At 58.4% G+C, this 20,956-nt stretch carries 21 protein-coding genes; 19 read left to right on the top strand and 2 right to left on the bottom strand.

Annotated elements, in window-relative coordinates; genetic code table 11:
* Positions 1-74: 74 nt before the first annotated feature.
* The 14 genes from HMPREF1224_RS43785 (at position 75) to HMPREF1224_RS43720 (ending at position 13,167) form a co-directional block, all read left to right on the top strand.
* A complete protein-coding gene (locus tag HMPREF1224_RS43785; protein WP_010794514.1) occupies positions 75-1,214 on the top strand; it encodes a trypsin-like peptidase domain-containing protein in 1,140 nt (379 codons plus the stop codon).
* A 69-nt stretch (positions 1,215-1,283) separates the two neighbouring features.
* Positions 1,284-2,411, top strand: coding sequence for a phosphoribosyltransferase domain-containing protein (locus HMPREF1224_RS43780; RefSeq protein WP_010794513.1), 1,128 nt, complete (start codon positions 1,284-1,286; stop codon positions 2,409-2,411).
* Positions 2,401-3,159: an HAD family hydrolase gene (locus HMPREF1224_RS43775; protein ID WP_010794512.1), complete on the top strand. Its 759-nt coding sequence runs from the start codon at positions 2,401-2,403 to the stop codon at positions 3,157-3,159. Before HMPREF1224_RS43780 ends, HMPREF1224_RS43775 begins: the two co-directional genes overlap by 11 nt.
* Positions 3,152-4,246, top strand: a complete 1,095-nt coding sequence (locus HMPREF1224_RS43770; RefSeq protein ID WP_010794511.1) for a cysteine protease StiP family protein — start codon at positions 3,152-3,154, stop codon at positions 4,244-4,246. The genes HMPREF1224_RS43775 and HMPREF1224_RS43770 overlap by 8 nt, the downstream gene beginning before the upstream one ends.
* Complete coding sequence (locus HMPREF1224_RS43765) at positions 4,246-5,193, top strand: HpcH/HpaI aldolase/citrate lyase family protein (RefSeq protein WP_010794510.1); 948 nt, start codon at positions 4,246-4,248, stop codon at positions 5,191-5,193. Before HMPREF1224_RS43770 ends, HMPREF1224_RS43765 begins: the two co-directional genes overlap by 1 nt.
* A complete protein-coding gene (locus tag HMPREF1224_RS43760; RefSeq protein WP_010794509.1) occupies positions 5,193-5,921 on the top strand; it encodes an HAD family hydrolase in 729 nt (242 codons plus the stop codon). The genes HMPREF1224_RS43765 and HMPREF1224_RS43760 overlap by 1 nt, the downstream gene beginning before the upstream one ends.
* Before the next feature lie 2 nt (positions 5,922-5,923).
* Entirely contained in the window at positions 5,924-6,517 is a 594-nt protein-coding gene (locus HMPREF1224_RS43755) for a TerD family protein (protein WP_010794508.1), read from the top strand.
* Positions 6,514-7,704 (top strand): TerD family protein, encoded by a 1,191-nt coding sequence (locus tag HMPREF1224_RS43750; protein ID WP_010794507.1) that lies wholly within the window; start codon positions 6,514-6,516, stop codon positions 7,702-7,704. The genes HMPREF1224_RS43755 and HMPREF1224_RS43750 overlap by 4 nt, the downstream gene beginning before the upstream one ends.
* Before the next feature lie 47 nt (positions 7,705-7,751).
* Positions 7,752-8,201 (top strand): tellurite resistance TerB family protein, encoded by a 450-nt coding sequence (locus tag HMPREF1224_RS43745; protein ID WP_010794506.1) that lies wholly within the window; start codon positions 7,752-7,754, stop codon positions 8,199-8,201.
* A gap of 11 nt (positions 8,202-8,212) precedes the next feature.
* Positions 8,213-9,247, top strand: a complete 1,035-nt coding sequence (locus tag HMPREF1224_RS43740) for a TerC/Alx family metal homeostasis membrane protein (RefSeq protein ID WP_010794505.1) — start codon at positions 8,213-8,215, stop codon at positions 9,245-9,247.
* 28 nt (positions 9,248-9,275) lie between these two features.
* A complete protein-coding gene (locus HMPREF1224_RS43735; protein WP_010792502.1) occupies positions 9,276-9,854 on the top strand; it encodes a TerD family protein in 579 nt (192 codons plus the stop codon).
* A 33-nt stretch (positions 9,855-9,887) separates the two neighbouring features.
* Positions 9,888-10,466, top strand: a complete 579-nt coding sequence (locus tag HMPREF1224_RS43730; RefSeq protein ID WP_010792501.1) for a TerD family protein — start codon at positions 9,888-9,890, stop codon at positions 10,464-10,466.
* A gap of 134 nt (positions 10,467-10,600) precedes the next feature.
* The gene (locus tag HMPREF1224_RS43725) at positions 10,601-11,626 is read left to right on the top strand and encodes a hypothetical protein (RefSeq protein ID WP_010794504.1); all 1,026 of its coding nucleotides are present in this window, start codon (positions 10,601-10,603) and stop codon (positions 11,624-11,626) included.
* Positions 11,627-11,973: 347 nt separating this feature from the next.
* The gene (locus HMPREF1224_RS43720) at positions 11,974-13,167 is read left to right on the top strand and encodes a DUF4236 domain-containing protein (RefSeq protein ID WP_010794503.1); all 1,194 of its coding nucleotides are present in this window, start codon (positions 11,974-11,976) and stop codon (positions 13,165-13,167) included.
* A 110-nt stretch (positions 13,168-13,277) separates the two neighbouring features.
* On the opposite strand, the gene HMPREF1224_RS43715 is transcribed toward HMPREF1224_RS43720, so the two are convergent.
* On the bottom strand, positions 13,278-14,537 hold the full coding sequence (locus tag HMPREF1224_RS43715) for a VWA domain-containing protein (RefSeq protein ID WP_010794502.1): 1,260 nt from the start codon (positions 14,535-14,537) through the stop codon (positions 13,278-13,280).
* A gap of 635 nt (positions 14,538-15,172) precedes the next feature.
* Between HMPREF1224_RS43715 and HMPREF1224_RS43710 the strand changes: the two genes are divergently transcribed.
* The 4 genes from HMPREF1224_RS43710 to HMPREF1224_RS43700 all read left to right on the top strand — a co-directional run bounded on the left by HMPREF1224_RS43710 (position 15,173) and on the right by HMPREF1224_RS43700 (position 19,101).
* Positions 15,173-16,276 carry a hypothetical protein gene (locus tag HMPREF1224_RS43710; protein ID WP_010794501.1) on the top strand — a complete coding sequence of 368 codons (1,104 nt, stop codon included), beginning with the start codon at positions 15,173-15,175 and terminating at the stop codon, positions 16,274-16,276.
* Between the two features lie 12 nt (positions 16,277-16,288).
* Positions 16,289-16,537, top strand: a complete 249-nt coding sequence (locus HMPREF1224_RS0112985) for a hypothetical protein (protein ID WP_019437789.1) — start codon at positions 16,289-16,291, stop codon at positions 16,535-16,537.
* Between the two features lie 208 nt (positions 16,538-16,745).
* Positions 16,746-17,831, top strand: a complete 1,086-nt coding sequence (locus HMPREF1224_RS43705) for a sugar diacid recognition domain-containing protein (RefSeq protein ID WP_010794500.1) — start codon at positions 16,746-16,748, stop codon at positions 17,829-17,831.
* A 124-nt stretch (positions 17,832-17,955) separates the two neighbouring features.
* Positions 17,956-19,101, top strand: coding sequence for a glycerate kinase (locus tag HMPREF1224_RS43700; RefSeq protein WP_010794499.1), 1,146 nt, complete (start codon positions 17,956-17,958; stop codon positions 19,099-19,101).
* Positions 19,102-19,522: 421 nt separating this feature from the next.
* Here HMPREF1224_RS43700 and HMPREF1224_RS43690 read toward each other — a convergent pair whose 3' ends face one another.
* The gene (locus tag HMPREF1224_RS43690) at positions 19,523-19,714 is read right to left on the bottom strand and encodes a hypothetical protein (protein WP_010794497.1); all 192 of its coding nucleotides are present in this window, start codon (positions 19,712-19,714) and stop codon (positions 19,523-19,525) included.
* A gap of 294 nt (positions 19,715-20,008) precedes the next feature.
* Here HMPREF1224_RS43690 and HMPREF1224_RS43685 point away from each other — a divergent pair.
* Positions 20,009-20,956, top strand: a 948-nt coding sequence (locus HMPREF1224_RS43685; RefSeq protein ID WP_010794496.1) for a TerD family protein, incomplete at its 3' end; no start/stop codon positions are given.

Below are 20,956 nucleotides of genomic sequence, written 5' to 3'. Positions count from 1 at the left end.
ATGTAATCGAGCCTCAAGTTTGATACTATTTTGCCGCTTTTTATAAGGTACGGGACTCAAGGAGCGAAGCAGGGATGATGGTGCTGGCGCCTGGCGCAAACACCGCTTTGGGAGCTGCGCAATGCTCCTGGACGCTGGAGTGCGGAAATTCCTCGGCATTCGGGGAATACGCAGCTGTTGCTCTGCTTCCACTAGACGATAAACGCCACCCCCAGGGGGAGGCAGCACTGTTTCAGGTCTCCCAGCCCTGGATGCAGTGGAGTGGCGCGCAGGAGAAAGTCAGCTGCAGCTTGAATCTAGCCCTATTGCCGACGGGCGCCGACCGTCTGCTCCTGGTGGTTTACACTTTCTCGGCAATGGGACCAGTCAGCGAACTCCGATCCCTTCGCCTGCAAGTCGACTCTCAGATCGAAGTCAGCTTGGACCTGTCCGACAATGGCGAATCAGCCATCATCGTCGGGGAGTTCTACTGCCGCAACCAACAGTGGAAATTCCGCGCTCTCGCTGAAGGGTCGGCATACGGTCTCTCAGCGCTTGGACGTCGGATCGGGCTGAATATCGACGATGCCTATCCTCATCGCCGCTCCGGGTCCTCAGATCAGAACCGAGCGGCAGCCGGCGCGACCGGTACCGGCTTTGCTGTGACGTCCACTCATATCCTCACGTGTGCGCATGTGATCGAAGGCATGCAAGAGATCCACATTGCTTCGTTCGAAGGGCGGCATCGTGCCGAGCCCGTAGTTGTTGACCAGCGGAATGATCTGGCGCTCCTCCGGGTGCAAGGCGCACCTATCTTCAAACCAGTGGCTTTCCGCGATGGGATTGGCTGTGACCTGGGGGAAACAGTAGTTGCCCTCGGGTACCCACTCGCAGGGCTGGCCGGTGGAGGAGTACACGTTACTCAGGGGGGCGTATCTGCACTCTTTGGTCTACACAATGACGCCAGCCTGCTCCAGTTCACTGCTCCGATTCAGCCGGGATCAAGCGGAAGCCCTCTGTTCGATGGTTCTGGATCGGTTGTGGGGATGGTGACCTCCACTGTTCCTGATGCGCAGAACATGAACTTCGCAGTCAAGGCTGGACTTGCCCTGGCGTTTCTCGACGCCTGCGGTGTAGAGCCCAATCGTACCCCGACAGGAATGACCTTCACGACATCCCAGATGGCCCGTGAAGCCCAACAATCGCTTTGGAAAATCGAGGCGCGGAATCCGTAAGCCCTTTTCGGGTTGAAAGCAAGGGACAAGGCGTTAGGGTCACCCCTCGCGCCAATCAAGGAAGCAATCATGGAAAACAACGTAGTTCCAACGTCCCTACGCGCCCAACTCAAGCGGGGACTTCTTGAGGTCAAAGTCGACGACGCCGTCCTCCCTCCCGCGAACCTGTTCGGTTTTGCAGAGCGTCGGAATCCCAAACGGGCATTCCTCTTCGTATCCAAAGTGCTGGGCCGCCATATACCAGTGCGCCCATCGGTCATGGCTGCCAGCTTCGAGAGCCTGGCTGCTGAAATCCCGCCTGATCTCCCCGGACCGGTGCTAGTCATTGGCATGGCCGAAACTGCCGTAGGCCTCGGTGCCGGCGTGCACCGCGCCTTCAGCGCAACTCGCCCTGATAGCGTTTACCTCATCAGCACTCGCCACCCCCTTGGCACCGAGCTCTTCGCTCGTTTCGAGGAAGAACACAGCCACGCCAGCGCCCACCTGATCCACATGCCCGTCGACCCAGAGGTCCGGGAAATGATGCTCCAGGCTCGATCGCTGGTACTGGTGGACGATGAGGCTTCCACCGGGAAGACCTTCGTCAACTTGCATCGCGCCCTGGTAGATGCAGGCCTGAGCAAGATCGAGCGTGTCGTCACGTGCGTCCTCACGGACTGGTCTGCTGGCGCTGTGCGCCATGCCATCGGCGAGCAGGCGACAGCGGTGTCGCTGATGCAGGGCTCCTATCAGTTCCATGAAGACCAGGCAGCGCCGCTGCCCGAAATGCCAGACGTAGGGGCCGTATCCATCGGGGAGTGGCCACTTTCGGCAGATAAAGACTGGGGCCGCCTGGGCGTCCGTCATGTGGAAGACACGCTTGCTCCCGAGATCCAGGTCCAACCCGGCGAAAAGATCATCGTGTTGGGTACCAGTGAGTTCGTCTGGCGTCCCTTCCTGCTGGCCGAGCGTCTGGAGCGTGCAGGCGCTGATGTTCACTTCAGTTCCACCAGTCGCTCTCCAATCGCCTTGGGCCACTCCATTCAGCATGCCCTGTCGTTCTCTGACAACTACGGTCTTGGCATCCCGAACTTCCTCTACAACGTGAAGCCGGGGCAGTTTGACCGAGTTCTGATCTGCACCGAACCCCCCGCGCAGGCAGTCCCTGCAGAGCTGGTTATGGCCCTGAATGCGGAGGTGATTTTCGATGAGCAGTAATCGTCCCCTGGTATTCGTCGACCTCGACGACACCTTGTTCCAGACCGCTCGCAAGATGGTCGAAGGTACGCCGCGCACTACCGCGACGCTGGATGTACACGGCCAACCCAATGGGTACATGAATCCGATCCAGCACTCCTTCGTCAACTGGCTGCTGGCTTCGGCCGATGTAGTGCCTGTCACCGCGCGCAGCGTAGAGGCTTACAGCCGCGTTAAGCTCCCCTTCACCGAGGGGGCTATCTGCTCGCATGGGGGTGTAATGCTCCGGCCTGATGGCACACTGGATCAGGACTGGCATGGACAGATGGCCGAGTCCCTTTGGACCTTCCAGGATCGACTGCCTGCGTTGAGCGAAGCAACCCTGCAGATTGGGAAGGACATGGGTTATTCGCTCCGCGGCTGGGTTGTGGAAGAAGAGGGCCTGCGCCACTACGTGGTGACCAAACACAACGAATCCGATGACGCTGTCCTCTCCAAGGTCCTAAACGAGGTTCAGGCTCGAAGCATGCTGGAGGGCATGCACATCCACGCCAACGGCAACAACCTCGCTTTCCTGCCCAAGGGGCTGGCTAAGCGCCTGGCCGTTCAAGAATGGCTGCGCCGTGACGCCAAAATCAACGGTGAACGTCCGGTCCTCGGCTTCGGCGACAGCATCACTGACCTGGGATTCATGGACCTTTGCCACATGTGGGCTACACCCGCTTGCAGCCAATTGGCCAAGGCCGTGGAGGAGATGATCAATGAGTAATCTCCTCGCCACCCTGAACACCGTCGGCAGCGGCAGCTACGCGCCGGAAGACGTCCATTTCCTTCTGCAGTCGGTGCAAATGAGCGTCACCGATGTCGCGGAGAAGGAGCGCCTGATTCAAAGCAATCAGAAGCACTATTCGGAGATGATCAGCCAAGAACACGCGCCTACCGACGTGCACAAGTCCCTGTACGCCCGTGCACTTGTGCAGAACGGGGCGCGCATGGCTGCAGATGTTCAATCTCTGGCTTTGGCGTTGAATACTGCCTACACCGGCTCCAGCATCGCCCTGGTTTCCTTCGTGCGCGCCGGTCTTCCACTTGGCGTCCTGCTCCGTCGGGCACTGGTCGAGATGGGCCGTGACGCCCACCATTATGGCGTAAGCATTATCCGTGATCGCGGGATCGATACGGTGGCCCTCGAAGCGATCATCCAGGTACACGGTGCTGAGAACATCGTCTTCGTGGATGGCTGGACCGGCAAGGGAGCAATTTCTGGCGAGCTCAAGCGTACGCTGGGAGCCGACAAGCGTTTCCCGGAAGAGCCACGTCTCGTTGTACTCGCCGACCCCTGCGGCCGCGCATGGCTCTCTGCCTCCGCAGAGGACTGGGTAATCCCGTCCGGAATCCTGGGCGCAACCGTTTCAGGCTTGGTGTCTCGATCCATCTGGCCGGCTCAAGGTGGGCTTCATGGTTGCGTGGTTTACGACCACCTGCATGAGCACGACGTTACACGTGAGTTCATCGACAAGATCGAGGCTGAGCGCCAAGCGCTGAGCAGCGTTCAAACGGCATCGCCCTGGATGCACGAGCAGCGCCTGAAGCTCCAGGCCGCGGCTGAAAACGTAGTCACCTCCCTGGCTACCCGCTTCGGCATCAGCAACCTGAACCGCGTCAAACCGGGTATTGCCGAGGCAACCCGAGCGGTCCTGCGCCGAGTGCCCGATCACGTGCTGGTCCGGGATCGTAACGACGGCGACGTGCAGCTCCTGCTGCATCTTACTGAGCGCGCTGGGGTAACGGTGGAGGAGGCCGGCGAGGCACTGGGACCGTACCGTGCAGTAACCATCATCCGGAGTACGAACTGATGAAGGCGATTTCTCCATTCGCTCTCGGCGCGACTCTGTACATGCCGGCAACCCGCGATGACATCCTGGATGTGGTGTTCGGGATGAAAATTCCTGAGCTTCGCTCACTGGTGGTATGCCTGGAAGACGCAGTTGCGGCGATCGACGTCGAAAGTGCGCTCGCAAATCTGCAGGCGCTCCTCATGGGCATCGACGCCCGTGGCGGCCGCCCGGAACAGGGGCCTTTGCTATTCGTCCGTCCTCGCGATGCAGAGATGGCAGCAGTGTTGAACGAATGGCCGCTGATTAAGCACGTCAACGGGTTCGTCGTTCCCAAGCTAACGCTGAAGTCTCTTGGTTTCTGGGAGGTCGCGGTCAGCAACCCTGATCTCTATCTCATGCCAACTCTGGAAACGAGCGATGTTTACGATCCGGGTGCCATGGTGGAGCTCGGCCAGGCTCTGAAAGCCAACCTGAACCAACGCATCATCGCTCTCCGGATTGGCGGGAACGACCTAATGGGCTGCCTCGGCCTGCGCCGGAACCCTGCCACCACGCTCTACAACACACCGATGAGCTACGTGATTCCCATGCTCGCCGGCGTAATGGGAGCACAGGGCTTTGCCCTGACCGCCCCTGTATTCGAGCAGCTGGCCACCCCCCATCTTCTTCGGGAGGAGTTGAAGCTCGATATCGCGCATGGACTGGTAGGCAAGACGGCAATTCATCCAAGCCAGATCAGCATCATTCAGGACACGCTCCGCGTGAGTCTGGAGGACCTCAACTGCGCCAAGCTGATCGTCAACGATGTGGCCCCCGCCGTCTTCAAGCACAACGACGCAATGTGCGAGCCGGCTACTCATTACAAGTGGGCAGTAAACATCCTCGAGCGCGCCAAGTGGCACGGAGTGAAGCCCGCCGAAATGGGTAATGGCGAGCACAGTGTCCGCCTGGCCGAGGCAAACTGATGAGCATCGAAATGCTGGAGGCAGGGCCGAAAGGAGCGAAGGTGCTCTCGGTGTTTGACTTCGATGGAACCCTCACCCGGCACGACAGTTTCGTGCCGTTCCTTCGGTTTGCCTTCGGCACTCGTGAGTTCACCCTTCGCATCCTCAGGCTGGTGCTGCCCAGCCTGAGGTATCTCTCCCGGGGCATGTCCCGGGATGAGCTTAAGGCCCAACTGGTGAGCACATTTCTCGCCGGCGTGGAAGCCAAATGGGTGGGCCAGAAAGCAGAAGATTTCTGCCAGTCGGTTTGGCCTAAGCTCATGCGCCCATCAGGGTTACGATCCGTCGCGGCCGAAATGGCGTCCGGAGCAGAGGTGACACTTTGCTCAGCCTCTCCGGTCCTGGTTTTGCGTCCATTCGCCGACCGGCTCGGTATCAAGCTAATCGGGACAGAATTGGAAGTGGTCGATGGCCGGCTGACCGGCAAGATCAGCGGAAACAATTGTCGCTGCGAGAACAAGGTACTCCGACTGGAAGCCATCTATGGTCCGCTCACCCAATACCGGTTAAGGGCCTGGGGCGATACTCGCGGCGATCATGAATTACTGGCTGCTGCGCAAGATGCGCATTGGCGTCATTTTCACCCCGTATGGCGGCGTTCCCGCCCACGGTTTAGCAAAGCAGGGAGCCCGGGGAGTGTTCCTCCGCGTACCTCCCACTCGAAATCTGAAGATCAACAAGGAGCGTAAACATGGCACTCACCCTGAGCAAAAATCAGAGCATCTCGCTGGAGAAAACTGCCGGCAGCGGACTGACCTCGGTCAGCCTGGGACTGGGTTGGGACCCGGTGAAGTCCGGTGGATTCCTCTCCAAGCTCCTCGGGGGCGGCAGCGACTCCATCGACCTCGACGCCTCCTGCATTCTGCTGGACGGAAACATGAAGCCGGTGGATCTGGTTTGGTTCCGTCAGCTCAGCTCGAAGGACGGCTCCATCAAGCACTCCGGCGATAACCTCACTGGTGAAGGTGATGGCGACGATGAAACCATCAACGTCGATCTGCAGCGCCTGCCAGCCTCCGTCCAGCACCTGGTATTCACTGTCAACAGCTTCCGTGGGCAGAAATTCGACCAAGTAGAAAATGCCTACTGCCGCATCGTGAACAACTCCAAGAACCAGGAGCTGGCGCGCTTTAATCTCGCGGAAAAAGGCCAGCACACGGGTGTGGTGATGGCCAGCCTCAGCCGCAAGGGTAACGACTGGGACTTTAAGGCGATCGGCCAATCCACCAACGGCCGCACCGCGGATGACCTCGTCAACCTGGCCATTCAGGCGGTACGCGCATGACAACACTGGTACCTGGCGGTAATGCGCCGGTTGCCACCGGCCAACTGCGCGTGGACATCAGCTATACGCCGATCCCAGGCGCAGACCTTGATATCTCTGCGTTCGCCCTGACCAACACGGGGAAAGTCCGCGGCGATGGAGACATGTGCTTCTATGGCCAAACCAGCATTCTGAGCGGGGCAGTCCAGCTGACGGCCAGCTCGGCCGGTCGTGCTGAATTCACAGTCGATCTCAGTCGTGTTGATCCTGCCGTGGATAAAGTTGCGCTCACCGCGACCATTTACGAGAACAAGGCAACCTTCGATCGCGTTTCGACGCTGGCGCTGGCCCTTACGGGAGGGATTGAAGCTCAGATCCCAACACGCGGGATGAACGAAACGGCGCTCATTCTTGGCGAGTTCTACCTGCGCCAGGGAGCGTGGAAGTTCCGCTGTGTCGCACAGGGCTTCGCGGGTGGCCTGGAGCCGCTGGCTAAGCATTTCGGTGTCGATATTGCAGCGCCGTCGGGGAATCAGGCCCAGAACACGGCGCAGCCGGCACCCGCTCCTGCGCCGGTACCGCCAGCCGCGCCGAAATCGACGATCAGCCTCAGCAAGGTGACCCTCGACAAGTCTCGCTCGAGCATCAGCCTGGAAAAAACGTCTGCTGGCTTCGGTGAGATAAAGGTCAACCTGAACTGGAACCAGGGCGGCACTGGTCTGCTTAGCGGCCTTCTTGGAAAACGCAACGCGATCGACCTGGACCTGGGTTGCCTGTTCGAAATGCAAGACGGCTACAAAGGTGCTGTACAGGCGCTCGGTAAGCGGTTCGGTGATCTGCGCGAAGAGCCGTACATCCAATTGATGGGGGATGACCGTACTGGCTCTGTCGCTGGTGGTGAATGGCTTCACATCAACGGGCAACACTGGAGCGAGGTTAAACGGATTCTGGTGTTCGCCTTCATCTACGACGGCGCTCCCAATTGGAAGGCAACCGACGGGGTGGTGACCATCTTCGTTCCCGGGCAACCGGAGATCGAGGTACGCATGAACGAGGAGGGAGGTCGCCACGGCATGTGTGCGATTGCTCTTCTTGAAAACGTGAATGGGGCCGTTAAGGTCTCTCGCCGAGTCGACTTCCATCCTGGGCACGAAGAGATGGATCGAGCCTACGGTTGGGGGATGCGCTGGAAAGCGGGCTCCAAGTAAAACTTATCCGGCGGGGACCTAGTGCCCCGCTCATTGAGGGGGAACACATGCTCGAATGGCTGAAAACCAACGCGGCCAAAGCCCGCGAAACGCTGACTACCGAGGTAGGTAAATATAAGAACCGGGACTTCATGGCCGCCATCGCTAACGGCTGTGCATTGATGTCCGCCGCGGACGGCGAGATTAAATCCGAAGAAAAAATGAAGATGACCGGCTTCATCAATAACTCGCCGGAGCTGAAAGTCTTCAATCTGAATGACGTCATCGGTGTCTTCAACGACGCCTGCGGCAAGTTCGAATTCGATTTCCAGATCGGCCAAGCGGAAGCTCTGAAAGTGATCAGCAAGATCAAGAGCAATGAGGGGCAGTCGCGCTTGCTGGTCCGTGTGGTGTGCGCCGTCGGTGCCTCGGATGGCGACTTTGATAACAAGGAAAAGGCAGTTGCTCGCCTGATCTGCCTGGAGCTGGGCTTGAACCCCGCAGATTTCGAACTGTAAGGAACTGAAACGTGGAAACGACTCACATTGGCTTCCCACCGCTGACCATGGCGGTATTTGTCGGCCTGGCGCTTGCCGCCCTGCTGCTGGACATGGTTACCCACCGCGCTGACAAGCCGATCACGCTGGCGCGCGCCTCTATCTGGTCCGTGTTCTGGGTGGCGATTTCCCTGGCGTTCGCAGGTTTCCTCTACGTGCAACACGGCGCTGAAGTCGCCAGCCTGTTCGTTACCGGTTACGCCCTGGAGAAAGTGCTGTCGGTCGACAACCTGTTCGTTTTCATGGCCATCTTCGCCTGGTTCAAGGTGCCGGATGGTCTGCGCCACCGCGTTTTGTACTGGGGCATCATCGGTGCAATCGTTTTCCGTGGCGTGTTCGTAGCGATCGGTACCGGCCTACTGGCCTTTGGTCCCTGGGTTGAGATCGTCTTCGCGCTGATCGTGGCTTGGACGGCGGTGATGATGCTCAAAGGTGGTGACGACGATGATGCTGAGGAGGATTACTCCCAACATCTCGCCTACCGATTCGCCAAAAAGCTCTTCCCTGTATGGCCGAAGCTGTACGGCCACAACTTCTTCGTGAGCCGTAAAAAGCTCGAAGTCGAAGTCCAGAAGACCGAGAACAAAGGCATGAGCCTGGCGGCGAAGGGCGGTCTGTTCGCCACCCCGCTGTTCCTCTGCCTGGTCGTAGTCGAGGTGTCTGACGTACTGTTCGCCTTCGACTCGGTACCGGCGGTAATCGCGGTGAGCCGTGAGCCCCTGATCGTCTACTCCGCAATGTTGTTCGCAATCCTGGGCCTGCGTACCCTCTACTTCGTCCTCGAAGCACTGAAGCGTTACCTGGTGCACCTCGAGAAAGCGGTCGTCGTGCTGCTGTTCTTCATCGCCGCCAAGCTCGGCCTGAACGCCACCGACCACCTGTTCCACCACGGCATCAGCATCGATCCGAACACCAGCCTGCTTATCGTCCTGGCAGTTCTGGCAGTCGGCATCCTGGCAAGCGTGATCTTCCCCGAAAAGGAAGAAGCGCAAGCCGAAAACCAGTAATCAGTAGCAACCACAAGGAGCTGTATACATGGCACTGTCTCTTCAAAAAGGTGGCAACCTCTCCCTGTCCAAAGAAGCACCTGGCCTGACCAAAATCCTGGTCGGTCTGGGCTGGGACCCGCGCTCCACTGATGGCACCCAGTTCGACCTCGACGCCAGCGCTTTCCTGCTGAACGCCACCGGCAAAGTCCGCGGCGATGCCGACTTCATCTTCTACAACCAGTTGAAGAGCCCGGACGGTTCCGTTGAGCACACCGGTGACAACCGCGACGGCGCCGGCGACGGTGACGACGAAGCGATCAAAGTCGACCTGAGCCGTGTTCCGGCCGACGTCGACAAGATCGCCTTCACCGTGACCATCCACGACGCTGAAAACCGTCGCCAGAACTTCGGCCAGGTCAGCAACTCCTTCATCCGCATCGTCAACGAGGCCAACGGCTCCGAGATCGTTCGCTACGATCTGGCCGAAGACGCTTCGACCGAAACCGCGATGATTTTCGCCGAGCTGTACCGTCACAACAGCGAATGGAAGTTCCGCGCCGTCGGCCAAGGCTACGCTGGTGGCCTGAAGGCCCTGGCCAATGGTTACGGTCTGACCGTCAACTGATCCCTCACCCCAACTGAATCAAGGAATCACACCATGGCAGTATCTCTCTCGAAGGGCGGCAACGTCAGCCTGTCCAAAGAAGCACCTGGCCTGAGCGAAGTCGTAGTAGGCCTGGGCTGGGACCCGCGCGTTACCGATGGCACCGAGTTCGACCTGGACGCCTCGATCTTCATCACCGGTGAAAACGGCAAAGTCCTGAACGACTCCAGCTTCATCTTCTACAACAACAAGAAGTCCACCGATGGTTCCGTCGAGCACCTGGGCGACAACCGTTCCGGCCAGGGCGATGGCGATGACGAGCAAGTGAACGTCAAGCTGACCGGCCTGGGCGCCGACGTGAAGAAGCTGGTCTTCGCCGTCACCATCCATGACGCCGAAGCTCGCAAGCAGTCCTTCGGTCAGGTGGGCAACGCCTACATCCGCGTCCTGAACAAGGCCGACGGCAAGGAAATCGCTCGCTACGACCTGTCCGAAGACGCCTCCACCGAGACCGCCATGATCTTCGGCGAGCTGTACCGTCACAACGACGAGTTCAAGTTCAAGGCGATCGGCCAAGGTTTCGCTGGCGGCCTGAAGCCTCTGGCTGAAGCTCACGGCGTGAGCATCGGCTAAGCCGAAAGGCAGGAAAAAGCCCCGGCATGGCCGGGGCTTTTTCACATCTGTAGGAAGGGAACGAATGTTACGACCGGCAACTCTCCAGTTGCTGCGCCGTACAAGCTGTATGTCTGGACAAGGAAAATCGCGAGATGAAACTCAGGTTGGTTTTAGCTGTAGGTGGAGTGCTGGGGTTGGTGGGCTGTGATGCTGTCACTGATTTCAAGCTGGGTATGGCGCAGCGGGAATTGCGCGAGGAATGCTTCGGTAGCTTCACGAACACCTGCGTGAGCAAGACCATCGACTTCAATATCAAGGTGCTTGAGTCAGTGCCTCTTTCTGGGCCGGAGGATAAGAAGGGCATCATTGCGATGTTCGGAGACGAAGGGTGGGATCTCTGGGAGGAGTCCGAGGAGGAAGTGAAGGACCAGGTGATCGAGATCCTCGAATCAAGACGCCCTGGTTTCTTCTCCCGATGGTTCCTGGGTGACGCCCAGCCATTCGATGAGAAAGGGGTAATGGAGCTTGCGCCGAGTGACCTGAAGCCATTCCAGGATCGTGCCAAGGCAGTGTTTGTCAGCAAGCTGAAGGCAGCAGGGCTGAAGCCTAATGCTGAAGCAGCTGCGAAATACAACGATGAGAAACATCCCCCTCAACCGCAAGAAGCTCCAGCTACCCTGGGCTCCGCAGAGCACTCCGATCGACCGGTAAGTGAAGTGTCGCAGCAATCTCAGCTTCAACCGCAAGGCCTTTCCGCCGACGGACATGCACTGACCTTGCCGGCAGCCATCGATGGTCTTGTCGCTGCCGAAGTTTCGTCTGACGGCGGAAGTGAGTACGAAGAAGGTCGCAAGGTTGTTCAAGTGGATCTCAATGGCGACGGTGCAGAGGATGCTGTTGTCCTTTTCACCATCGAAGGGCAGGGCGGTGGGAACGGCTCGTACCAAACCCTGGCTGCCCTTTACAAGGAGCCGGACGGCTGGACCCTCAAGCAGAAGCTTGTCGTAGGTGGCGCAACAGACATCGAGGTCATGGGCCAGAACATTTTCGGTTTGAAGGTCTTGACCCACGGCGACGACGATCCAATGTGCTGCCCGAGCCTCGAAAGCGTTGTTAGGTACAAGTGGACCGGTACAGCCTTCGCTGAACTGACCGCCGCTAGCCAGAGCGCTGGCTGAACCTCCATTGGGCCAAGACAAATCCTGGCCCTCCTCATCGTTACCTAGGACCCAGTAGGCAACGGTCCATCCCTGTATTTCCTGCTCTCGCTCTACGCGAAGGTTGTCCTGTTCACGCTCTACCTGCTCCTAATGGGCCTTATGCTGTACAACAAAGGTGGACCGTCGCCGGCGGCGTGGATGAGCAATCGCTGCAAGCGCATTGTTCGCCTTCTTTACCGCCTGGATGTGCCGTAACCGGCAGTTTTCACACATTGACGACTACCTCGCCGGCCGGACATAGCTTGGCATCGACATCGGCCTGCAAGTGGGCAGGCCGGCGTCCCCAGTGAATCTCGGAGGAAGATATGGGGTTCCGCTTCAGCAAACGGATTACGATCGTTCCCGGCGTTCGGCTCAACATCAGCGGTTCGGGAATCAGTACCTCTATAGGTCCCCGCGGATTGAGCCTAACCATGGGCAAACGTGGCACTTACATTAACGCGGGCCTGCCAGGGACCGGTCTGTCCTATCGTGAACGGCTTGATCGATCTGGCCAGAGGCGCGCACCTGGTCCATCTGAAGAGACAGCGGCCTATTCGGGGCCCATAAAGGTCAAAGTCGACGATGATGGCTCGTTGATCATCACAGATCTGGAAGACAACCTGCTCCCGCGAGAGATCGTTAAGCGCGTGAAATTGGAAAAGTGTGAGGAGATCCAGGCGCTTCTCGAAAAAGCTGCAGCAAAGATCAACGAAGGGCTCGATGGGTGCCTTTCGGTGCACATGATGACTCCCAGGCCAGGTTCTCTGCCGGCGCTTCCATCTGCATTCAACCTTGAAGAACCGCGCCGACCATCCATTGACGCGCCCGGGCTACTCGACAAGATGCTCTTGCGAAGTGCCAAGATGGAAAGGGAGACTCAGGCACTGGAGGCCCAGTACCAACAGGATCTGGCTGAGTGGAACTCCGCCCGCGACGCCCACGAGAAGGCACGTGCCGAAATCGAGAAGACCATCCGGCTGGCTGCAAAGGGATATAGCGCTCAGATGGAGCGCGCGCTGGACTATGTGCTTTCCGGCATCGCCTGGCCGAAAGAAACACTACTCGAGTACGAGTTCTCCCACGACGTAACTGGAATAGCCCTGGATATCGACCTGCCCGATGAAGGTGATGTTCCGAACAGAACCGCTGAAGCTAAAGGCAATGGCAAGCTCAGCTTCAAAACCAGGTCCGAAGCCCAGACTCGAAAGGACTTCGTCTCCCTCTGCTACGGCACCGTTTTCCGTGTGGTTGGGGAAGTTTTTGCCTTGCTTCCAGGCATCCAACAGTGCCTTGCTTCCGGGTACATTCAGCGCACAAATCCTGCAACGGGACGCATCGAGGATCAGTACGTAATCTCGGCGCTGATCTCTCGTGATCAATGGGAAACCTTGGACTTCAACCGGCTGGAAGCGATCGATCCAGGTGCGACATTGACGGCATTCGGGGCAGTGGTGAGCCTCGACAGAGCATCTCGGTTCCGTGAGATTACCCCAATGGATTTAGCCATCCTTGGCTGAACTGTGTTTCCGAGGTACTCGCTCCTAAAACAGAAAACCCGCCATCTAGGCGGGTTTTCTGTGTTGAAGGGGGCGTCCCAGTAAAAACACCTGAGGGATCTGGGGGCGCGCTAGGCGATGATCCCCTTCGCAGAAGCTTCCTTGATCCAGCTCGGGAATTCCTCCATGAGCTGGTCGTAGAGCTGCTCCTCGCTTACCTGGTGCAGATCATCCAGGGCGAAGAATCCGCAGTTGTCGACCACTCGGCCTTTCATCTCATCGAGCTTTTCCAGGATGCCATAGCCGTGCCCCCCAAGGCCAACGAACTGCCAGTAGAGGGGCAGCTTCGCAGCCTCGGTCATGAGCTTGGTGATCTTCCTGTTCTCGTGTACCCCACCGTCGCTGATGAAGAGAACATAAACGGGCGACCGGTCACCGTCGTTGAGGTAATAGTTGATCACTTGCTCCATCACCCTGGGCTCGTCGTTGATCCGGCTGCCTACGTTCCAGTCACGCCAACCGTAATTGTCGGTGTTGATGAAGTCTTGGTAGTTGCTCAGGGTGATTTCGGAGAGCTTTTGCGGCTTTGCTGCAAAGGCCCAGCAGTCAATAGAGCCATCATCATCGAAGTGGACGGCCAGGGGCAGCAGCCTGTTGACCACCTCTTGGACACGCCCCTTGGAATACTGGGAGTTCATGGAGCCCGACGCATCGAGAACCAGCGCGACACGCGCCTTCACATGGGTCAGTTTCGCTTTCTCGAGGCTAACCTGGGCCTTTTTGGCCAGGCTGATCAGTTGCGGAGCCGCGGCCGCAACCTTCTTTTCCAGCGAGATGGTGGCTTGAACGGGGGCTGGCGCTGGGGAACTTGCGGGAGCTGCATCATCTGCAACCTCGCCCCCGAAATGCTTCACCAGGGCGCTGAGCCCTTCGTTGAAGCCTTGGAGGTTCGACGCTAAACGCCATTGGCCATCCTTGCGGTAGACGTCCACTACCATGATGGCCTTCTCCGCGGCGAAGGTGTTGCCAGCGAAGGGGCAGGTGGCAACAACTTGACCGGTCGGGTCCTTGATTACAAAAGATGAGGACTGGATATCGCGCATGGCACCGGCCCCGTCGATTGCCGCGGTAAACACCAAGCGATCGATTGAGGAGGGAAGTCCAGCCAGGCTCAGACTGAACTCTGCTCCAGCTTGCTTCAAACTGCCGCAAGGGGAGATCGGCTGGTTGAAGAAGATCATGTAGCGATCGTCCGAAAGCTTCCCAGCAGCATCCAGGCCGAAACAGGCGAGGTCGACTGTATGGGGGGAGTTGATCTGGATCGCGAGGGATAGAGACTGGCCCTGAATGAGGCTCGATAGAGGGATACGTTGCCCTTGGCTGATCTGCATTTAGTGCTTCCTTGAGAGTTCTAACGTGCACCAGGTACTGAAGGGATAGTACCGCGCCCAGGGAGCGCGAGTGGCTCGAATGTGCAGCCTTGAGTTACTGCACATGCCGAACGATAACGCCGAAGATTGAACAACCAAGCCCCTAGCTAGCCAGCGTGGTTGAACTGGGCTGACACAGGGTAATTGCCGGAGATACCTCTCCAACACCGCCCACCGTAACGCCGGCAAATCGCAGTTCGATGCGTTATGCCAAGCAGCTGGCCTATCGACTTGGCAAAGTGACTTCGGGGCCAAGGCGAGAGAACACAGCGACAGCGAATGCGCGATCGCACGCAAGCTAGTCGAAGAAGGTAAGTTCGAAGAGCACTACAAGTCAGCGAAGGAAAGCCCCTCTACGCCTCTCTCTTCGTGGGCCGGTCCTACGAACTCGACGCCAACTGATCCTCCTGCAAGCAGCCCGGGGTACCGGGCTGCGATCTCTTCTCTCGACGTGCTTACGGCACAATCGCCCCGGCATCATCGCCGATCTGCCACTGGCAAAGCACGCCCTGTCATTCCCTCCAGCTTGCCTGAAGCTGGGATAAGTCAAGGTGCTGTTATGCTGTGCCCCTGTAATTCATCAAATGATCGATGCCATGACTACGGAAACTCGGAGCAGGACCACTCTCATCTCGGTAGGCAAGCAACTCCATGCCTCCCCTCAAACCGGACAGGACCGCGCCTGTCTTGTTCGCCAGAGCGATGGGACAGAGCGCTTAGCATTGATCCAGCTTGTAACCTCCAAGCAGCAAGGATCACTGCACAGAGGAGCAGAGTTCTTCCGCGTTTCGTTTCGATTCGTAGGGGATGATTCAGATCCGGACTGCCAGTACCACCTCGATCAGAACACCGTGTGGTGTGTCATCGACCACAAAGACTGCCAGATCGTATTTGGCCCCACCGAAGGCATTGAGATCAGACAGCCGGGGCTGGGCATTGGCTCCTACCTCATGGCGCAACTCATCCGACTAATCCAGCAGTCGGAGATGCGTGGCAACTACCAGGTCCAGGCGGTACACCTTCCCATCGGGGCACAGAGCAAGGTCAAACCAGAGGATGCCCGGGCTAACGACGCGCGGATCGAGACATTCCTTACTCGGGTTGGGTTCTACGTCTCACCAGCTGCTGGACAGAAGGTGATTGGGGTTCGGCGTGCCCAAGACCTCCGCCCTTGGTGGAACCAACAGAAAGTCAGTTTCCTGTCCTTCCCCAGTTTCGTGGAGTTGGCGGCGAGGTGGCAACGAGAGAAAAACCAGTCTGAGAAAGCCGTCGAGGCCGCACAGCGCATTGTTGAAGGCGCCCACCTGCATGCCTCCGAACTTCAAACCGCGCATGCTGAAGAGATCGCATCTCTCGAATCCAAGATTGAGCAACTGGAAGGAACGGTGAGTTCGCAAGAAGAACAACACGCAGCGTTCATTCGCGAGTTACTGGAGAAGCAGGCAGTAGAAACTCAAGGCCTGCGTAGGCAGATTGAAGAAATCCAGAATATGCCCAGCCAGATCGAAGATCGGGTTACAGCCCTGAACCCTGCACGGCCGTCCGCCGGGGATACGTTGGAGGCACGGGCCGAATCTGCCACCCAGATGCAAAGAACTCTGACAATCAGCTTGGCCCCGGCCCTTATGAAGCTCCTCTGGGCAGCTTTAGCGCTTTCCGCGTTTGCCTTGGGTGCTGGCGCGCTGACCAACCACCTCTAATCAGGTCACCGTATGAACGCAATAGACGCTACACCTCCGGACGACTTCCCAGAACAAGTCATCATGATGGACAAGGACTTAGCGAAAAGGCATCCCGGCAAAGCCTTCTACCTCAGGATCAAGGTGGAAGCAGGGATCGAGCATGTCGACCTCGATAACGCTGTGACCCCGCGCGAGGCCCGGCGAATGGCGATATCCCAAGGCTACGCCCCAACGCATTGGATGACTGTTGGTGATCTCCGGCCGACGCGGTTTTATTAAGCATCCTGGGAAACAGGGCAGAGGAGCGGCCGAAGGGGTAGACGGTTCAAGAGAGTGGACCGGAATTTCATGAGCGCTCCCATCAGCCGCGGTGAAACTATTGCGACTTCCTCAGGGTTTCTGGGCCCCGAGCAATGATTTTCCGAAAAGCTGGTAGCAACCACCGGCCTCGGTACACTGGCCTGAAACAAAACACAGGCCGCCGGAAATGTTCGATCTTGACCACTCCCTCGCCCAGGAAATCGCCGACCGAGCGATGGCCATCCTTCCGCGCAACGTGAATGTAATGGACAGCCAGGGCTTGATCATTGGGACAGGGGAGGCTGAGCGTCTCTATACCCGACACGAAGGGGCTCAACTGGTCCTCGCCAATAATAGGGCTGTGGAAATCGACAGTGCTGCTGCTAGCGCTCTCAGAGGCGTTCAGGAAGGTGTGAACCTTCCACTGTGCCTGGAGGGGCAACTGATCGGCGTCATCGGCGTGTCCGGCGAGCCCGAGGAGGTCCGCACGTTCGCTGAGATGGTCCGAATGACCGCAGAAATGTTGGTGGCCCAGCGCAACGACCAGCGGCACCAGATTTGGCTCCAGAAGCGGACTGAAGATGTTCTGTCTGCCATCCTCCTTTCCGGCCAGTCTGCTCAACGTGCCATCGTTGAGGCCCAGCGATTGGGTCTGAAACCTGATCTTCGTCGGACGGCAATCCTCCTCGACCTGGCCAACCCATCCGACATTGAGCAGGTAACCAGATGGATTCAGCACCAGGTAGCCGACGCCTGGTGCGTTCCGTTGCATGCATCAGGCCTGGTCTGGTGCCCACCTCGCACCGTTCCACCGGATTTTCCTGAGCGGGTAACTCGCGCCGGCATTTCACTCAGCAGGGTGGCGATCGGCACCCCAAACATCGAAACCGGATCTCTGCGCTCTGAGGTTGAGCAGCTATCTGACTTGATGGCCTACGCCCAAGCGAAGGTCCCAGATATCCAGTGGCTTGATCTGGCCGCTCACAGAATTCCGGTCGCAGTGTGGCGGTATCGTTCCGAGGATGGATTTCGGCAGCTGGCTGAGCCTTACCTCTCCCTGCAGCAAGAGGATGGTAATGGCCAGCTACGTAAGACATTGAAGTGCTGGGTGGAGCACGGAAGTGATGGCCAAGCCTGTGCAGAGGCACTGAATATCCATCGGAACAGCCTTCGTTACAGACTGGAGAGAATAGCCGATATCACCGGATTCGACCTCGCATCCCCCAAGGGCATCACTGAACTCTATCTGGCTATGATCCTGGCTGCGGAGTAGGGATTCGTGGGCCTTGTGAAATTGCACAAAAGACCGTCATAAAGTCTGTGATTCCCACCTACCTGCCGCGCACCTGAAGCAGGAACAATCCCCTCAAACAACAGCTTGGCCCGAGGGGGACTGCATGAAAGTCGTGATCGCACCGGATTCGTTTAAAGAAAGCCTGTCAGCAGAGCTCGTGGCGGAAGCCATTGCCCTGGGAGTACGAGATTCGGCTCCTGACGCTGAAATCGTATGTGTGCCGATGGCAGACGGAGGGGAGGGCACCGTCGACGCGGTCCTGGCTGCCACCGGGGGTGAACGCCGGTTCAGCCGCGTCCGTGGACCACTTGGGGCAGAGGTCCAGGCAGCCTGGGGGTGGTTGAGCGAATCCCGCACGGCGGTGATCGAAATGGCGGCTGCCAGTGGCATCCACCTGGTAGCGCCTGCCGCCCGCGACGTGACGCGCGCATCCACCTTCGGCACAGGTCAACTGGTCCTGCAGGCTCTGAACGCCGGCGCGCAACGAATCATCATGGGGTTCGGTGGTAGCGCGACCAATGATGGCGGTACCGGAATGTTGCGAGCGCTTAGAGCCAAGTTTCTGGACTCAGCCGGCGATGAGCTCGAGGAGGGTGGACTGGCGCTCAATGCCCTTCGGCGGATCGACCTCAGTAGCTTGGATGAAAGGCTACATAAAGTCCGGATTGATGTTGCCTGTGATGTCGACAACCCACTCACCGGGCCGAAAGGGGCCTCTCACGTTTTCGGCCCACAGAAAGGTGCATCACCTGATCAGGTGCTGGCTCTGGATGAAGCATTGGCCGCGTATGCCGACATCGTGGCAGAGCAGCTCCAGGAAGACGTTCGTGACTTCCCCGGGGCTGGCGCTGCTGGAGGTATAGGCTTCGCTGCAAAGGCATTTCTCCAAGCAGAATTCAGGCCCGGCGTTCAGCTGATCGCTGATCTGTCTGGGCTCAGCCTGGCAGTTCAAGGAGCTGACTTGGTGATCACGGGCGAAGGCAAACTGGACGAGCAAACGCTATATGGGAAAACCCCTGCTGGGGTAGCTGCTATCGCAGCTGCTGCAGGAGTTCCGACTGTAGCGATCGCCGGCACGTTGGGAGCCGGGTATCAGCGGCTGCGCAACATTGGAATTGTTGCAGCCTTCTCCATCACTCCTGGCCCAATGACTCTGGAGTCCGCGTGCGCTGACGCAGCGATGCTGTTACGTCATCGAGCTGCGGACGTGGTGCAACTGTGGAAGGTAGCCAGAGTAGGGGTGTCCTGATGGACCCCTCCTCAATCCCAAGGCCTAATTCTGGTGTGGAAGCCGCGAAGTGGGATGGTAGCGGGCAGGAGGGGCAAGGCCTAAATAGGGCCTGGCCCCAAGGTGGTCTGCCCTTGGTTGCGCGCCTCGACTTTCGCCCAGGCTTCGAAGCTTGACTGAGTGTGGCCGCAATGCCGGCACTGATACCCATCATTGCGGCCACTGGGGTCAGAGTCGCACTCGTGGAACTCCATCGCCGTGAAGTGGCACGTGGGCACCAGCGCGCCTCTGGACGTACGCATCAGCTGAACATAATCGGCTATGGGCAGCGTGTATCGGGCGTTGTCTTCAGGGGTAATGATTGGTTTTCTCATGGGAAAGGTCTCCTTCTTAGCCAGGCGAAGGGGCTGCTCGAACGAAATGCTCTGTCGCCGTGGCGGCCTCAGCTGATGTATTCAACGGCAGCATCGTAGAGCGTCTTTGCATCGAGGACGGCCTCCCTGCAAGCGGCGTCCATTGCACCCGCATCATTGGGATCGAGTTCACCGCGCTCAACCTTGGTGGCCACGATCTCCGAGGCTATCTCGATGATGCGCTGTTTACGGGGAGTTGGACTAGAAAGTGCGACAGACATCAGGCTGATCCTCCTTCAGGATTTGAGCATCTACCGTAACAACCGTTGGACTGTGCCAGAAGCCTCGGGTGCTCGGACCACGATGTGTACTGTTGCGAGGTGTATCGATGTGTACCGACGCACATGAAGGAAGCCAAATCGCTACGGCAGTCAGTGGCTTATGGACTCCTACCTTTGGCTGGGCCCGTTACACTTCACCAATGAGATTTGGCCCTGAGTGGGTGAGTGCTGATCTCAAGTAATGCAATCCAGGCGAGATCGCCTGCACATCAACCAAGGAATAGGCGACCCAAATTGAGTCAATCCCTGAAACCCGGCGAGAACACAACGATCAACCAGCCCAATGGCCAGGTCCTGGTAGCGCATTCCGCCGGCGCAAATCTCGACGTGAACCTGACTGCCTTCCTCGTCACTGACACAGGCAAAGTGATCGATGACAGCGGAATGGTCTTCTTCAATGCACCAGAGCATGCCTCCGGCGCAGCTGCTTTCTCTCCTCCCATCAACCAGGCCGGAACGGTCAGCCACAGCATCAGCTTTGACTTGAGCCGTCTTCCACCCACAATTTCGAAGATCGCCATCACCTTGACCCAGGACGGCAGCGGTGGAGGCTTCGCCGAAGTCCCCAATCTCACTGCTCGAGTCATCGCCGGCGAACAGGTACTGGATCTTGCCCCCGGGGCCTTCGACCGGGAGACGGGGATCATCGTGCTCGAACTCTACATTCGAAATGGCCAGGCAAAGGCGCGATCAGTCTGGCAGGGTTTCGCCTCTGGCTTGGCCGGGCTCTGCGGCATGTACGGTGTAGAGGTCGACGAAGCGCCGGCAGCTGCTCCAACCCCGGCCGCGCCCCCTGCAAAGCCGGTGAACATTACCAAGTCAGTTGTCACCTTGGACAAGCCAGGAACCTCACACAAAGTCTCGTTGGAGAAAGGTGCGGCCGCGCCGAAGGCGATCAAGGTCAGCGCCACCTGGGTGGACAACGGCGACGGTCGGGACAACGACGACTTAGACCTGCGCATCGGCATCCTTCGCCCAGACGGTCGAATGTCCATAATCCAGGCGCCTGACAAGCGAGGCTCCTTCGATGCTGATCCCTTTGTGTTCCATACCGGTGACGTGGTGAGTGCCAGCGCCTCCGCTCCAGGGATCGAAACCGTCGAGATCAACCCGGCCATCTCCCATCGCATGGGTGGCAAGGTTGCGCTGGTCTGCAGTGTCTATTCCGCGGTCGACAATGGC

This window comes from Pseudomonas sp. P179, from assembly GCF_000478485.2.
Classification (GTDB): domain Bacteria; phylum Pseudomonadota; class Gammaproteobacteria; order Pseudomonadales; family Pseudomonadaceae; genus Pseudomonas; species Pseudomonas aeruginosa.
Note: the sequence above shows the minus strand (reverse complement) of the source record. Positions and strands in the feature narration are given on the sequence as shown.

Excerpts from the sequence above, each read along its gene's own strand:
- HMPREF1224_RS43785 (WP_010794514.1), top strand. The coding sequence starts at position 75 with ATGATGGTGCTGGCGCCTGGCGCAAACACCGCTTTGGGAGCTGCGCAA.
- HMPREF1224_RS43745 (WP_010794506.1), top strand. The coding sequence starts at position 7,752 with ATGCTCGAATGGCTGAAAACCAACGCGGCCAAAGCCCGCGAAACGCTG.
- HMPREF1224_RS43720 (WP_010794503.1), top strand. The coding sequence starts at position 11,974 with ATGGGGTTCCGCTTCAGCAAACGGATTACGATCGTTCCCGGCGTTCGG.
- HMPREF1224_RS0112985 (WP_019437789.1), top strand. The coding sequence starts at position 16,289 with ATGAACGCAATAGACGCTACACCTCCGGACGACTTCCCAGAACAAGTC.
- HMPREF1224_RS43725 (WP_010794504.1), top strand. The coding sequence starts at position 10,601 with ATGAAACTCAGGTTGGTTTTAGCTGTAGGTGGAGTGCTGGGGTTGGTG.
- HMPREF1224_RS43735 (WP_010792502.1), top strand. The coding sequence starts at position 9,276 with ATGGCACTGTCTCTTCAAAAAGGTGGCAACCTCTCCCTGTCCAAAGAA.
- HMPREF1224_RS43755 (WP_010794508.1), top strand. The coding sequence starts at position 5,924 with ATGGCACTCACCCTGAGCAAAAATCAGAGCATCTCGCTGGAGAAAACT.
- HMPREF1224_RS43690 (WP_010794497.1), bottom strand. The coding sequence starts at position 19,714 with ATGTCTGTCGCACTTTCTAGTCCAACTCCCCGTAAACAGCGCATCATC.
- HMPREF1224_RS43730 (WP_010792501.1), top strand. The coding sequence starts at position 9,888 with ATGGCAGTATCTCTCTCGAAGGGCGGCAACGTCAGCCTGTCCAAAGAA.
- HMPREF1224_RS43775 (WP_010794512.1), top strand. The coding sequence starts at position 2,401 with ATGAGCAGTAATCGTCCCCTGGTATTCGTCGACCTCGACGACACCTTG.
- HMPREF1224_RS43705 (WP_010794500.1), top strand. The coding sequence starts at position 16,746 with ATGTTCGATCTTGACCACTCCCTCGCCCAGGAAATCGCCGACCGAGCG.
- HMPREF1224_RS43700 (WP_010794499.1), top strand. The coding sequence starts at position 17,956 with ATGAAAGTCGTGATCGCACCGGATTCGTTTAAAGAAAGCCTGTCAGCA.
- HMPREF1224_RS43780 (WP_010794513.1), top strand. The coding sequence starts at position 1,284 with ATGGAAAACAACGTAGTTCCAACGTCCCTACGCGCCCAACTCAAGCGG.
- HMPREF1224_RS43750 (WP_010794507.1), top strand. The coding sequence starts at position 6,514 with ATGACAACACTGGTACCTGGCGGTAATGCGCCGGTTGCCACCGGCCAA.
- HMPREF1224_RS43765 (WP_010794510.1), top strand. The coding sequence starts at position 4,246 with ATGAAGGCGATTTCTCCATTCGCTCTCGGCGCGACTCTGTACATGCCG.
- HMPREF1224_RS43710 (WP_010794501.1), top strand. The coding sequence starts at position 15,173 with ATGACTACGGAAACTCGGAGCAGGACCACTCTCATCTCGGTAGGCAAG.
- HMPREF1224_RS43770 (WP_010794511.1), top strand. The coding sequence starts at position 3,152 with ATGAGTAATCTCCTCGCCACCCTGAACACCGTCGGCAGCGGCAGCTAC.
- HMPREF1224_RS43715 (WP_010794502.1), bottom strand. The coding sequence starts at position 14,537 with ATGCAGATCAGCCAAGGGCAACGTATCCCTCTATCGAGCCTCATTCAG.
- HMPREF1224_RS43760 (WP_010794509.1), top strand. The coding sequence starts at position 5,193 with ATGAGCATCGAAATGCTGGAGGCAGGGCCGAAAGGAGCGAAGGTGCTC.